This is a genomic window from Marinobacter antarcticus, from assembly GCF_011049865.1.
GTDB classification, from domain to species: domain Bacteria; phylum Pseudomonadota; class Gammaproteobacteria; order Pseudomonadales; family Oleiphilaceae; genus Marinobacter; species Marinobacter antarcticus_A.
In genome coordinates, this window is the sequence record NZ_DRGY01000024.1 from 19,304 (window position 1) to 32,259 (window position 12,956).

Below are 12,956 nucleotides of genomic sequence, written 5' to 3' on the forward strand. Positions count from 1 at the left end.
TCCCTAGATCTCACAAACTCAGGCCCGGAGTAAACTCATGATTCACCCCGTCATTATGGCTGGCGGTACCGGCTCGCGACTTTGGCCGCTGTCACGACAGCTGAACCCAAAGCAGTTTCTTAAGCTGACAGACGGCCCGCTCTCGATGCTTCAATCGACCGTGAGCCGACTTGACGGAATGGAAGCCGAAAAGCCTCTTCTGATCTGCAACGAAGAGCATCGCTTTCTGGCAGCAGAACAAATGCGGCAGTCTGGCCATGAAAACAGCCGCATCATTCTTGAACCCTGCGGTCGCAATACGGCGCCCGCCATTGCGCTGGCCGCACTTCAGCTGTGCGAGAGCGCCGATGGCGACGACCCGCTTATGCTGGTTCTTGCTGCCGATCATCTGATCCAGGATGTGAAGGCGTTCCAGCAGGGTGTCGCAAAGGCTGTACCCCTGGCCAGAGAAGGCAAGCTCGTAACCTTCGGAATTGTTCCCCATCAACCGGAAACCGGATACGGCTATATACATCGCGGCCGTGAACTCGCCGCGGATTGCTACTCCGTGGACGGTTTTGTGGAAAAGCCGGACCTTCAGACCGCCAACACGTATCTTGCGTCTGGAGAGTACCTCTGGAACAGCGGCATGTTCCTGTTTGGCGCCCGTCAATATCTGGCGGAGCTGGAGTTACACCGCCCTGACATCCTCTCTACCTGCCGCGCCGCAATGGCAGATACCCATGCGGATCTTCACTTTATACGGGTGAATTCGGAACTGTTCGCAAGTTGTCCCTCTGAATCCGTGGACTATGCCGTCATGGAAAAAACCGAGCACGCGGCGGTTATCGCACTGGACGCAGGATGGAGCGACATCGGATCCTGGTCGGCGCTTTGGGATGTCAGCAACAAAGACATAAATGGAAACAGCCTCACCGGCGACGTGATAGCCCACCAGACCCACAACACGCTTGTGCGCGCAGAGAGTCGCCTGGTAGCGACCATTGGCGTCGACGATCTCGTCATAATCGAGACCAAAGACGCCGTTCTTGTCGCTCACAAAGACAAGGTGCAGGACGTAAAAGCTGTGGTTGAGAAAATTCGCAGTGATGGCCGGCACGAGCATATGAATCATCGTGAAGTTTACCGCCCTTGGGGTGTTTATGACTCCATCGACAGCGGCCTTCGCTATCAGGTAAAGCGAATCACCGTAAAGCCCGGAGCAAAGCTCTCGGTTCAGATGCATCACCATCGCGCTGAGCACTGGATTGTTGTCAGCGGCACAGCGCGGGTAACCAACGGCGAAAAAACCTATCTGGTTACCGAAAACCAGTCCACATACATCCCCATAGGCCAGGTACACTCCCTGGAAAATCCGGGGGTTATTGATCTGGAACTGATCGAAGTGCAATCCGGCTCCTATCTTGGAGAGGATGATATTGTCAGATACGAGGACCGGTACGGTAGAAAATGAGCAAGCTGAAGTATTTTTTTGTTGCAGGTTTTCTGCGCATCGCGGGCTGCCTCTCGCTGGCAAGCGCGCAAAGGATTGGCAAACTTGTAGGTTTGGCTATGTGGAAACTGCCGGTCAAGCCTCGTGAGGTCACCGACATCAACCTCGCTATTTGCCTGCCTGAATTGTCGCAACCAGCTCGCGCCGCCATGGCAAAAGAGTCTTTGGTGCACACCGGAATGGCAATGCTTGAAATTCCGCTGATGTGGGAGTGGCCGGTTGAAAAGTGTCTTGGCCTGGTTCGGGAAACAAAGGGGCTTGAGCTGATCGACGAAGCCTTGGCTGACGGCAGCGGGCTGATCCTGCTTGCGCCGCACCTCGGGAACTGGGAACTGGCGGGGTTGTTTTTTTCATCCCGCTACAAAATGGCCGCGTTGTACAGCCCGCCGAATATGCCGGAATTCGAGGACTACATGACTCAGGTCCGGGGGCGACTTGGCTCCGAACTCGTGCGGGGCGACAGGCGGGGTTTGGTAAGGCTCACCGGGATTCTTCGGGAAGGCGGTGTTGCCGGCATTCTTCCTGATCAGTCCCCTCGTGGCAAAGGCAACGCTTTTGCTCCGTTTTTTGGCATGGAAGTCAAAACCATGACACTGGTATCGAAGCTCATGCAGCGCACCGGTGCCAAGGTGCTGATGACCTACGCCGAGAGGCTGGAGAACGGCGAAGGTTTTCGGATTGTGGTACGCCAAACCGAGCCGGGCCTGGACAGCAAAGACACCGTGGCAGCAACAACCGCCATGAATCAGTCTATCGAGCAGTGCATTCGGAACATTCCCGAGCAGTATCAATGGGAATACAAGCGCATGCGCCATCGACCCGCGGGCGAAATTAATCCCTACAACCCGGACCGGGTATGCTGAACAATCAACTCAAAAAGCCTGTCCACCTGCTTTTTGTGCTCGGTATCGCAGGCGCACTTCTTTCGTCCAGCATTTTGGCGGGTGCAACCCTGTTGCTTGCGATGATCGGCTTTGCGACCAGCTACCGAAAATCCCTCTATCAAGCGGGTTGGGATAAGCCCAAAGAGCTACGCTTATTACATTTTGCTTTCTGGTTCTTTGTACTCGTGAGCGTTTGCTCGTGGGCACTTGAAGGTTTCAGCTATGAGGGCAGCAAGACCCTTGGCACCCATGCCCGCTTTGTTTTGTTCTGGCCCCTGATTATTGCATTCAGCTATACAAGGCTGAGCGCAAACACAGTATTCGCCGGAGCCGGGCTGATGGCCGCTGTTATCATAGGCTTGCTAGGCTCGGCGCTGATCGCAAACCCGGGCTCTTTAGCCGTGTTTTTGAGCAGCCGCTTTGGCGGTGGCATAAACCCTGTCAGCTTTGGAAATATCGCATTACTCGGCGGCGCTCTCGCTCTGACAGGCGGGCTGTTTTTCTACCACAGCGAACGACGCCCCCTTGCCCTTCTTCTTATTGTGATAGGGACAGGAGCGGCCGCTGTCGCCATGCTCTCGCAAACCCGGAGCAATCTGATTGCCCTGCCATTTCTTTTGCTTCTTCTGGTGCCACTGCTTAGCAAAAAACGGCGCATCGTTGGCTTGATCGCAATCCCCTTATTGCTGATGACCGCCATCGCAACCAACGATCGCGTGTTTGCTCAACTCGAAGGGTTTTGGCAAAATGACGCTCTGGATTCCGGCATCACTATCCGAATGGACGTGTGGGGGCAGGCTTGGCGCATGTTCGCAGAAAATGACCTGCTCAACGCTGCCGCTACCCGCGGTATTCCCGGCATTTTAAGCTGGGCGCTACTGATCTTTATACCCCTGTCAGTGTTCGCACGGCACCTGTTCAGCACTCACATCGCCACCGCACATCTCGCAGCGGCAGGCTCCATGGTCAGCGTTGGTTATCTGCTTTTCGGGCTGACAGAAGCTACCTTTAACCGAACTCTGTACCTGACATTTTACCTGCTTTGCGTTGCCGGTATTGCCGCAGCAATGCTCAATGAGCTGAGCGCTTCTTACGTGCGACAACGCAGAAGAACCGTATCAGCCACCATTATCACGATGAATGAGGAAGACCACATCGCCGATTGTCTGAAATCGGCGCGGCTGGTTGCCGACGAGATTATCGTTCTGGATAGCGGAAGCACAGACAGAACCGTTGAGATTGCAAGGCAGTATGCAGACATCCTTGAAGTCACTGACTGGCCCGGCTTTGGCGTTCAGAAACAAAGAGCTCTGGAAAAAGCCACGGGCGATTGGGTGCTGTCGCTGGACGCGGATGAACGCATCACGCCGGAACTGGCCCATGAAATCAATCACCGGCTTGCGGAGCCGGACGCAGATGCCTACAAGCTCCCCTGGGCGGTCACTATCTATGGCGCCCGACTGGATTTCGGCCGCAGTGGCCGGGCACCTTTGAGGCTGTTCCGGCGGGAGGGTGTTCGGTTTTCCGACGCTCTGGTTCACGAACGGATCCTGATTCCAGAGGGGCGAAAAACTCGAACGCTGCGTGGACGCCTGACCCACTACACACACAGGGACTTTGGCCACTCATTGGAGAAAAGCGCTAAATACGCGTGGCTGGGATCGCTGGAAAAGCATCGGAAGGGCAAGAAAACGCGCACCATGATCTACCCTACCCTCAGAGGGTTAATGACCTTTGTGCAGGTGTACTTTATCCGGTTCGGGTTTCTCGACGGCGCGGTGGGCTATCTGACAGCGATCACTTACGCGCAGGTGACCTTTAACAAGTACGCAGGCTTATGGACGTTAAACCCAAAACGAAAAAACCGCACGTCAATCGAAGAAGGCCAGTAGCGACTGAATAACCTGTTCCTGTTCTTCAACTGACATGCCGTACCAGACCGGCAGGCGCACCAGGCGCTCACTCTCCTGGCTGGTAAATCGCTCCTCGCCGTGGAATCGCCCCATGGTCTGGCCAAACGGCGTGGCGTGCAGAGGAACATAATGAAAAACGGCCATGACACCGGATTGCTTGAGATGGTCAATCAGAGTTGTTCGTTCTTCCAGATCGCGGACTTTCAGAAAATACATATGGGCGTTGTGCGCACTAGCCGCTGGCAGCGCTGGGCCTTCGACAACGCCTCTTGAAATCAGTAATTTGAAAGCCCGGTGATAGCCATTCCAAATCGCCAGACGGTTATCACGAATCTGCTCGGCCAGATTTAACTGCGCCCAGAGATAGGCCGCCTGAAGCTCAGAGGGTAGATAGCTGCTGCCCACTCCTACCCAGCTGTATTTATCGACCATGCCCCGGAAAAACTGACTGCGGTTGGTGCCCTTTTCCCGAATGATTTCGGCACGGTTGGTGAAACTCGCATCGTTGACGATGAGCAGGCCACCCTCACCGCCGCTGGTATAGTTCTTGGTTTCGTGAAAACTGAACGCGCCCAGATGGCCGATTGTGCCCAACGGGCGGTCCTTGTATGTGGACATCATGCCTTGGGCGGCGTCTTCGATAACATAAAGCCCATAACGATTAGCCAACGCCATAATCGGGTCCATCTCACACCCGACCCCGGCGTAATGCACAGGCACAATAGCTCGTGTTTTTTCGGTAATCGCCGGCTCTATGAGGGTCTCATCAATGTTCATGGTGTCCGGGCGAATATCCACGAATACAATGCGCGCGCCGCGAAGAACAAACGCGTTCGCGGTACTGACAAAGGTGTAGCTGGGCATGATAATTTCATCGCCTGGCTTCACGTCAATCAACAGGGCGGCCATCTCGAGGGCATGGGTACAGGAGGGCGTCAAAAATGCCCGTTCACAACCCAACCGACGTTCAAACCACCGCTGACAGAGCTGGCTGAACGGGCCATCGCCAGAGAGTTTTCCTTGGGTTAACGCCTCTTCAATGTAGCGCGATTCGGTGCCCGTTGAGGGAGGGCGGTTGAAAGGGATCACCTGCCTTCTTCCTCTAGAAATCTTTGTTCAAGTTCATTCAGATCTTTCTTTCTCGCCTTTAACCACGTTGCAGGGCTACCAACATACATTCCCCAAGGCTCTGTGGTTTTTATGACAAGAGTCATAGCGCCGATTGCACAACCTTCTGCGACTGTTACGCCGGGCAATATAATCGAATTAGCACCCACTATGACCTGTCGCTCGATCAACACCGATGCAAAAAACTCTCGCTTGTATTTTTTAGGAACAAGAGAGCTGACCATTGTCTCCCCCGAATAGTCATCAGACTGGGAAAAAACCTTTACGCCATAGGCCAGGGTGCAAAAATCCCGGATCTCCACACCTGGCTGCCCGCCAGCAATCAGGCACATGGGCGTTACATGACAATAACGACCGATGGAAATCTTGCCCGACAGAACGCAGAAATCATCAACCCGGGAGAAATCGCCAATATACATTTGCTCCGCGTCATAGATACTTGCCTTGTCGCTTATCTTGACACCCCGACCCAGGCTCTTGAAATTCATTTCCTTGAGCGCGTTTTCCGAAAGGTAGGCCATTACTCACCCCTTAAAAAGGTCATCAAGTTGCGCGATCAGGTTGGGTTTTGAATACACGTGGCGGATCAACCGTGCGTTGCTTTTCCCTGAAAGCTCCGGCATCCGAGACAAATCGATGTTTTCAACATCAAACCACTCAATCTTCAGTGAATCCAGCACATTGGCGGTTGAGATATCACGCCGCAGATAGACTTTTTTGCCCATACCAAGAAGCGATATCAGATTGCCTAGCCCCTGCTGACGATTGTGATTGAAAATGGCGATATCGATAGTGGCAAGAAACGCCTGATACTGATCGGGAGGCAAAAAATCGATGAGAGGCACAAACCGCTCTCCGAACCGCTTTTTTCCTTCGTCAATCACTCGCCGGGCATAGTGTTGGTCACCATAGGAGAGAGGCACAAGCACACGAAAATTGTCGGCACGCAGAGCCGCAAGTTTTTCGAACACTTCAAGATGATTGTTACTGGGATCGGCAGAATTGCCCACCTGAATCTCGACAAAACCGGTTTTTTGCTCGACGACTTCCGACTCCGAAAACACATTGGAGGTATACATCAGGCAATGATGGGACATACCGCCAGCGCCGTACCACTCCCTTGCGAGCTCAATATCGCCGGGCACATGGCTGACGAGATGCCCCAGGTGTTTAATAACAAACCGTCTGGAGATATTCTTCAGACCGGGTTGTGCATCTGCCTCTCTCTTGCCGTAGAGATCGTTGCCCCAGATGACCCAGTAAGTTTTTTTCAGCAACCAGGGCATCAGAAAAAGCATATGGGTGACGGCACGAGTGAACAATCCGTGGAGAATAATCCGATCGGCACGATGCATTTGAACGATCAACCGAGCTTTCGCAGCGGTTTTCTCGACCGGGCCCTTGCCTACCCGATGAACACCGGAACGGCCCGCGGTACTGAATTTATTATGATCACCAAAAATGACGAATTCATGCAGTTCCGGATCAAAATTAGCCTGCACCAAATCAACAAACGGTGGAATGAACTTCTCCGCCCGACAAATGTGCAGAACTTTTTGCTTGCTCAACGGGCGCACTGCTCCTGTTCAACCTACCAAATTCCTAACTTATCGAGTGCCTAATGTAGCAGATTCGTCGACCAATTCCCGTATGTACGCCCCATAACCGCTTTTCGCATAAAACGCGGCGGCGCTGAGCATGCCAGCGTTATCCAACCAGCCATTACGCCACGCGATTTCTTCAAGGCAGGCAATCTTAAAACCCTGACGCTTTTCAATGGTTTCAACAAATTGTGCCGCTTCCAGAAGCGTTCCGTGCGTACCGGTATCCAGCCACGCAAACCCGCGCCCGAGGAGCTGAACGGCCAGCGACGCCTCTTCAAGGTACGCATTATTGATAGCCGTTATTTCCAGTTCTCCCCGAGTTGAAGGAGCTACTTTTTTGGCTATTTCCACCACCCGATTGTCGTAAAAATAAAGCCCCGTTACCGCAAAATTTGATTTGGGATGCTCGGGTTTTTCCTCCAGCGAGACCGCTTGCATCTCGCTATCGAACTCTATAACCCCGAAATCCCGAGGCGTTTTGACCTGATACCCGAAAATCATCGCGCCGCGTTTCTGTTGGAGTTGGCGCACCGCATTTTTCAACATAGGCGTAAAACCTTGCCCATAAAAAATGTTGTCACCAAGAACCAGGCAAACATCCGAGGAGCCAATAAACGTTTCGCCAATCAGAAATGCCTGAGCTAAGCCGTCGGGATTTTTCTGGGTTTCGTAACTCAGCTTAATCCCGAACCTTTTGCCATCCCCCAATAAGCGTTTGAATGCCGGGGCATCCTCGGGTGTGGTAATGATTAAAATGTCATTGATACCCGCCAACATCAAAACCGACAGCGGGTAATAGATCATGGGCTTGTCATAGATAGGCAGGAGCTGTTTGGACACGCCCATGGTGATCGGAAACAGACGGGAGCCAGTGCCGCCGGCGAGAATAATACCCTTCATAATCGCTCAACTTTGCCGAGTGTCAGTGTTTATTGTCGGATCTTTCCAGAATTCGATGGCACCAGTTCAGGTTAGCCAAATACCAGCTGACCGTTTGCCGAATACCGGAATCAAAGGTTTCTCTGGGCTGCCAGAGCAACTCACGGCCGATTTTTTCGATGTCAACCGCATAGCGGCGATCGTGCCCCGGCCGATCCGTTACATGAGAAATCAGCTCCTTGAAAGTAGACAGGCCGGCGGGCTTGTTTTCAACCAATTCGTCGAGGCAGCGGCACACACAGTGCACTACTTCAAGGTTGGTTTTCTCACTTTGCCCGCCAATGTTGTAGGTATCGCCTAGCTTGCCATCTCTCAGCACCGCGTAAAGCGCCTCAACGTGGTCCTCGACAAACAACCAATCGCGAACCTGAAGGCCATCACCGTAGACCGGTAAGGGCTTGCCAGCCAAAGCGTTGAGGATCATCAGCGGGATCAACTTTTCAGGAAACTGGAAGGGGCCGTAATTGTTTGAGCAGTTGCTGACAACAACGGGTAAGCCATAAGTCCTGTACCAGGCGCGTACCAAATGATCGGAGCTGGCTTTGCTGGCGGAGTATGGTGAACTCGGTGCATAGGGAGTGATCTCGGTGAACGGCTCATCAGTGGCATCAAGATCGCCGTACACTTCGTCCGTGCTGACGTGATGAAACCGAAATACTTCTCGCCTGGGCTCTGGCAAGGCCAGCCAGTGCTGTCGCGCCACTTCAAGCAACGTGCAGGTGCCAACGATGTTGGTTTGAATGAACGCGGCAGGGCCGGCTATGGAGCGATCCACATGGGTCTCTGCCGCCAAATGCATCACTGCATCTGGTTGATGGGCGTCGAAAACAGCCTGCAAGGCGTTCTGATCACAAATATCGACCTGTTCAAACCGGTATCGAGCGCTGGCAGCAGCCTTATCCGGTGATTCCAGATTGCCCGCGTAGGTCAACACATCAACATTTACTACTTCGGTATCGGTTTTTGCGATGAGGTACCGGATCATCGCCGAGCCAATAAAACCGGCGCCACCGGTTACCAGAATTTTCATATCACGCGTCCATCAGGATGGGTCATATATAATCACCGACAACCAGCCTGATCTCTATTCTCGTCATTGAAAGTATCCTTGGCTAATGGGGCGTTTTAGCCAACTCCCTACGAAGACGACGTCTTACTTTCAATTTTCTGATCAGGTTCAACGGTTTGGATTTTAACGTTTGCTTTTTTTCAGTCAAAAACTGATCGACCGCATCCAGAACCCTCTCACTTGAACGCCCATCAAAAAACCCGTGAAGATCACGACACAGTTGTTTTTGTGCATCGAGAAGTTCTTCGGGGCGCTGGACGGCCAGCATCAGCCCATCCTCCAGTTGCTCAATGGCCTGAACATCAATGAGGTAAGGACCCGGCATTTTTGTTCGGAAAGTAACCACAGGCCTCTCGAGAAACATGAATTCAAACATGATCGATGAGGTATCACACAACATAAGATCGGCTTCAGGCAAAAGCGGTATCAAATCCTCATCGCTTTCAACAAACCTCAGGTTGGCGCTCTGCATTGATCGATACCGATCAACGGTACTCTCGTCCATTTTCGGGTGCAGCGTCACGATAAATCGCCATTTTCCGCTCTTCGAAAGCGTCTCGATTTTATCTGCAAGCTGGGGTGCGCAAGTAACCGAACGGCTGAATGTCGAAGCGAAAAACACGGTTGGAGACTCTCCCTCACTGCGAGCGCGTTCGCCGCCGCTCACATCCTTGAGCAATGAGTCGAGCTTGGGCCAACCGGTCTTCGCCACTGAAAAATGCCCCAGCTCTTGCGCCAGAGCCTGAAACTTTTCAGTGTCCTTTTCAGCGTGGGTGCAGTAGAGGTCAAACCAGCCCCGAATTCGATAATGGTCGCTTTCGTCTTCGCTTTTGTGGCCTCGTTTATTTCTTGCCATCCCATGGAACACCTCTACCTTTATTCCAGGGAAAAAGTAGGGCACCCAATCACCGGGCACAAACGTTGCCTCCGCTCCGTAGGCTTCCACCTCTTTTACGGTTTTTAGCCGCGTCTCATCCGGCTTCAATGGCGCCGCTGAGCACCCCGCAACAAACCAGGCAACCTCGTCGCCTCGACGCCCGATTTCAGCTTGCAATGGCCGCAGTATGGAATAGGAGTAGGGTTGATTCACAAAAAAGAGGTAGCGCCGCATTCAGTTCTGACCCGTTAACTCGCAATAGATTTTACCCATCTGCTCCACCGTCCGGGAGGTATGGAAATGAGTCGCTATCCGTTGGCGTGCACACTGCCCTATCTGATTCAGACGGCCCCGGTCCCGATAAAGCTCAAGCAGTGCATCACTGAGTGATTGCGCATCATTGGGTGGCACCACAAGCCCGCTAATACCGTGCTCAACAAGTTCGGGCATGCCTCCAACGTCGGTTACCACTGGCGCCACGCCGTAAGACATGGCCTCAATGACAGCGCGCGGCAGGCCTTCACGCTCCTTGGAGGGCAACACAAACACATCACTGGCCGCCGCCAGAGCAGGCGCATCCTTCCTGAACCCGGTGAAGTGCACGCGCTCGGGGTGAGGCAATGCCTGAACCTGTTGCTTGAGCGCTTCGTTACGGTCGAGATCGCCGACCAGTAGCAAGTGAACAACAACATCCGAAGGCAGGCTTGCCAGCGCATCAACAAGCACGTCAAAGCCTTTTCTTGGTACATCCCTTCCGGTACAGCAAACCGTGAATGCCCCCTCCGGAATGCCAACTTCTTGAAGATCCGCGGGGGTCTCTTGATACCAGTCCAGATCATGGCCCTTATAAACCGTGATCAGCTTCGCGGGCGGCAAGTGCAACCAGAGAAAATGCAGGCCCGCAAGATAGTCTCGAATGGCATCCGCAACGCAGACAATACGGTCCACCCGTGGGTGAAGAAAGGTAATCCAGGATTCAGGATTGAGAAAGCTGATGTTGCCAATAATGCCCCGATACGCGACAATTTTTACCGACATTCCCCGGCTAGCCCGCAACGCACAGGCAAGCGCTCGCGGGTTGAACACTTGCACAACATCGTACTTGCCGGTCTCAAGCGCCTTGCGAATAGACGCCGTTCCTTCTTTGTCAAAACGATTGCGCAGCGCCATTGAACCCACAATCAGACCGGCATTGTTCAATCTCTCAAAATTCGCGCCATCCGGATTCGCCATAACGCCTATGGGAAACCCCTGCGCTTTGAGGCCGATGAACAGTTCGCTTTCTGGCCGATCACATTTATCGGTTAAACAAAGAATGCCAGGGAGTTTTTCTGGGGACTGTGTTTCGCTCAAACCCGATTCCTTTTACTCTTGTTGTGATTGTCGTTACACGGCGTTGTGCTGCTGATACGGCATAGTATCCTTCTGTGGCACAGTCTACTGCCTGACAAAAAGAAAGTCGCGGGGACAACGGCTCATGAAATATTTGTCAGCCACAAAGCCAATCTCGGTTCACCCAGCGTTACCTTGGCAGTCGTTATGTCCTTTTATGCCCCCCCCGTCAAAACCCTCTTTATAACCCTCTTCCAGTGCCGCCCATCGGCTTTCAAGATCTCCTGCACCCGCTTGTCGCCAGTTCAGGCGGCTCAGGGAGCGATGAAGTCTGGCAAGATTTGCGGTTTTCCAAGACGCGTCCTGCTTTGGCTTTTCTTTGATCTCCCCCTTATCAAAATCAATCAGGTAAAAGCCGTCTTCCCGAACCAGAACATTGAAACAGTTCAAATCGGCATGACAAATGCCTGCATCATGAAATCGACGAAGCGTTATGCCAAGAGATCGCCATTGGCCCAGAGAAAGATGGCCAACACGGTCCGCCAATGGCTCAGTATCCCTCAATCGCTCGACAAGAATGGCGCTTTGGTAACAAGCCACAGCGGTTTTTTGATAGCACGCCGCAATAGGTTTGGGCACAGGAAAGCCGTCGTTGTGCAACTTCAACAGGAGCCGGAATTCAGAAAACGAACGAACGCGTTTTTCGCCAAGATAGAGATAGGCCGATTTAAGAAGTTTTGCAACGAGGCCACCCCGCAAGTACCTTCTCAACACCGCTGAAAGGTCAGCAGTCTCAACAAACCATGCGCCCCCGCGACCGCCGCTGGAGACCGGCTCTGCGGCTGTTCCCCAAGCGTCCGGATTAAACCAGTCCGGAGTCACAAGGCTCCCATAGTCCTCGTGAGCTATAGACACAACGTTGCGCTCTCGCGAAATATTTACACCATCGGCCATCATGGTTCTCGTCACAATGAATAAAAATCGCTTTCAACCGCCCCGAACGACCTGAGACGATTTCCGCTGAGTCAGTTAGAATACTCCAAAGTTTATCAATGATCGCCAGCAAAGCTCCACGGAGGGCCAAAGCGATTTAATGAAACCCCTCAGGATTTCGGTTTGATGAAATCAGTCTGCATTCTTCGCTTGTCTGCGATAGGCGATGTCACCCATGTTGTGCCAGTTGTTCTCAGCCTTCAACACCAATGTCCGGGTGTCCGCATCACCTGGGTTATTGGCAAAATTGAGTCACGGCTGGTCGGCGATCTTCCTGGCGTTGAGTTCATTGTGTTCGACAAAAAAAAGGGTTGGCGCGGTTATGCCGAGCTACAGAGGACGCTCAGACGACAACGATTTGATGCCCTACTGCACATGCAGGTCGCATTCAGGGCAAACCTGGCGTCTGCCTGCATTCGCGCTAACATTCGTGTCGGGTATGACAAAGCACGGAGTAAAGACTTACATGGATTGTTTATCAATCGCCGGATTCCAGCGGCCAACAGGCAGCATGTTCGGGATTGCCTTGCGAGTTTTATGACACCGCTGGGTCTTGAGTCTGCGCCGGCCAGATGGGTGATACCCGTTTCAGATGCTGACCGGAGTTTCGCGTCGACTCACCTGAGGGAGGATCGTAAAAATCTCATTATCAGCCCCTGCGCAAGCCATGTGCTTCGCAACTGGTCAGTGGAGCGCTACGCGCAACTGGCTGACTATGCCGCCAG

12 protein-coding genes are annotated in these 12,956 nt (G+C 53.0%); 4 read left to right on the forward strand and 8 right to left on the reverse strand.

All coding sequences use genetic code 11. The features are described 5' to 3' along the window. Positions 1-37 precede the first annotated feature (37 nt). The 3 genes from ENI00_RS02640 to ENI00_RS02650 are packed head-to-tail and all read left to right on the forward strand — an operon-like array spanning position 38 to position 4,268. Positions 38-1,453, forward strand: a complete 1,416-nt coding sequence (locus ENI00_RS02640) for a mannose-1-phosphate guanylyltransferase/mannose-6-phosphate isomerase (protein ID WP_304098443.1) — start codon at positions 38-40, stop codon at positions 1,451-1,453. After that, positions 1,450-2,355, forward strand: coding sequence for a lysophospholipid acyltransferase family protein (locus ENI00_RS02645; RefSeq protein WP_304098445.1), 906 nt, complete (start codon positions 1,450-1,452; stop codon positions 2,353-2,355). Before ENI00_RS02640 ends, ENI00_RS02645 begins: the two co-directional genes overlap by 4 nt. After that, entirely contained in the window at positions 2,349-4,268 is a 1,920-nt protein-coding gene (locus ENI00_RS02650) for a glycosyltransferase (protein WP_304098446.1), read from the forward strand. The genes ENI00_RS02645 and ENI00_RS02650 overlap by 7 nt, the downstream gene beginning before the upstream one ends. On the opposite strand, the gene rffA is transcribed toward ENI00_RS02650, so the two are convergent. The 8 genes from rffA to ENI00_RS02690 form a co-directional block, all read right to left on the reverse strand. After that, complete coding sequence (gene rffA, locus ENI00_RS02655) at positions 4,248-5,378, reverse strand: dTDP-4-amino-4,6-dideoxygalactose transaminase (RefSeq protein WP_304098448.1); 1,131 nt, start codon at positions 5,376-5,378, stop codon at positions 4,248-4,250. The two genes, ENI00_RS02650 and rffA, sit on opposite strands and share 21 nt — an antisense overlap. Beyond that, positions 5,375-5,938 (reverse strand): acyltransferase, encoded by a 564-nt coding sequence (locus tag ENI00_RS02660; RefSeq protein ID WP_304098451.1) that lies wholly within the window; start codon positions 5,936-5,938, stop codon positions 5,375-5,377. Before ENI00_RS02660 ends, rffA begins: the two co-directional genes overlap by 4 nt. Positions 5,939-5,941: 3 nt before the next feature. Then, positions 5,942-6,985: a TDP-N-acetylfucosamine:lipid II N-acetylfucosaminyltransferase gene (locus ENI00_RS02665; protein ID WP_304098454.1), complete on the reverse strand. Its 1,044-nt coding sequence runs from the start codon at positions 6,983-6,985 to the stop codon at positions 5,942-5,944. A gap of 39 nt (positions 6,986-7,024) precedes the next feature. Next, complete coding sequence (rfbA, locus tag ENI00_RS02670; RefSeq protein WP_304098456.1) at positions 7,025-7,921, reverse strand: glucose-1-phosphate thymidylyltransferase RfbA; 897 nt, start codon at positions 7,919-7,921, stop codon at positions 7,025-7,027. Positions 7,922-7,943: 22 nt separating this feature from the next. Continuing rightward, positions 7,944-8,990 carry a dTDP-glucose 4,6-dehydratase gene (rfbB, locus tag ENI00_RS02675; RefSeq protein ID WP_304098459.1) on the reverse strand — a complete coding sequence of 349 codons (1,047 nt, stop codon included), beginning with the start codon at positions 8,988-8,990 and terminating at the stop codon, positions 7,944-7,946. Positions 8,991-9,072: 82 nt separating this feature from the next. Then, entirely contained in the window at positions 9,073-10,140 is a 1,068-nt protein-coding gene (locus ENI00_RS02680; RefSeq protein ID WP_304098461.1) for a CDP-glycerol glycerophosphotransferase family protein, read from the reverse strand. Next, entirely contained in the window at positions 10,141-11,259 is a 1,119-nt protein-coding gene (locus ENI00_RS02685) for a glycosyltransferase family 4 protein (RefSeq protein ID WP_304098464.1), read from the reverse strand. Positions 11,260-11,418: 159 nt separating this feature from the next. Continuing rightward, the gene (locus ENI00_RS02690; RefSeq protein ID WP_304098467.1) at positions 11,419-12,192 is read right to left on the reverse strand and encodes a 3-deoxy-D-manno-octulosonic acid kinase; all 774 of its coding nucleotides are present in this window, start codon (positions 12,190-12,192) and stop codon (positions 11,419-11,421) included. Positions 12,193-12,357: 165 nt separating this feature from the next. On the opposite strand from ENI00_RS02690, the gene ENI00_RS02695 reads away from it, so the two are divergent. Continuing rightward, positions 12,358-12,956: glycosyltransferase family 9 protein (locus tag ENI00_RS02695; RefSeq protein ID WP_304098470.1), on the forward strand; the 599-nt coding region annotated here is incomplete at its 3' end.

Bases quoted from the DNA above. Each gene is read 5' to 3' on its own strand.
- ENI00_RS02690 (WP_304098467.1), bottom strand. From the start codon at position 12,192: ATGGCCGATGGTGTAAATATTTCGCGAGAGCGCAACGTTGTGTCTATA.
- ENI00_RS02650 (WP_304098446.1), top strand. From the start codon at position 2,349: ATGCTGAACAATCAACTCAAAAAGCCTGTCCACCTGCTTTTTGTGCTC.
- ENI00_RS02660 (WP_304098451.1), bottom strand. From the start codon at position 5,938: ATGGCCTACCTTTCGGAAAACGCGCTCAAGGAAATGAATTTCAAGAGC.
- ENI00_RS02680 (WP_304098461.1), bottom strand. From the start codon at position 10,140: ATGCGGCGCTACCTCTTTTTTGTGAATCAACCCTACTCCTATTCCATA.
- rfbA (WP_304098456.1), bottom strand. From the start codon at position 7,921: ATGAAGGGTATTATTCTCGCCGGCGGCACTGGCTCCCGTCTGTTTCCG.
- ENI00_RS02640 (WP_304098443.1), top strand. From the start codon at position 38: ATGATTCACCCCGTCATTATGGCTGGCGGTACCGGCTCGCGACTTTGG.
- ENI00_RS02645 (WP_304098445.1), top strand. From the start codon at position 1,450: ATGAGCAAGCTGAAGTATTTTTTTGTTGCAGGTTTTCTGCGCATCGCG.
- rfbB (WP_304098459.1), bottom strand. From the start codon at position 8,990: ATGAAAATTCTGGTAACCGGTGGCGCCGGTTTTATTGGCTCGGCGATG.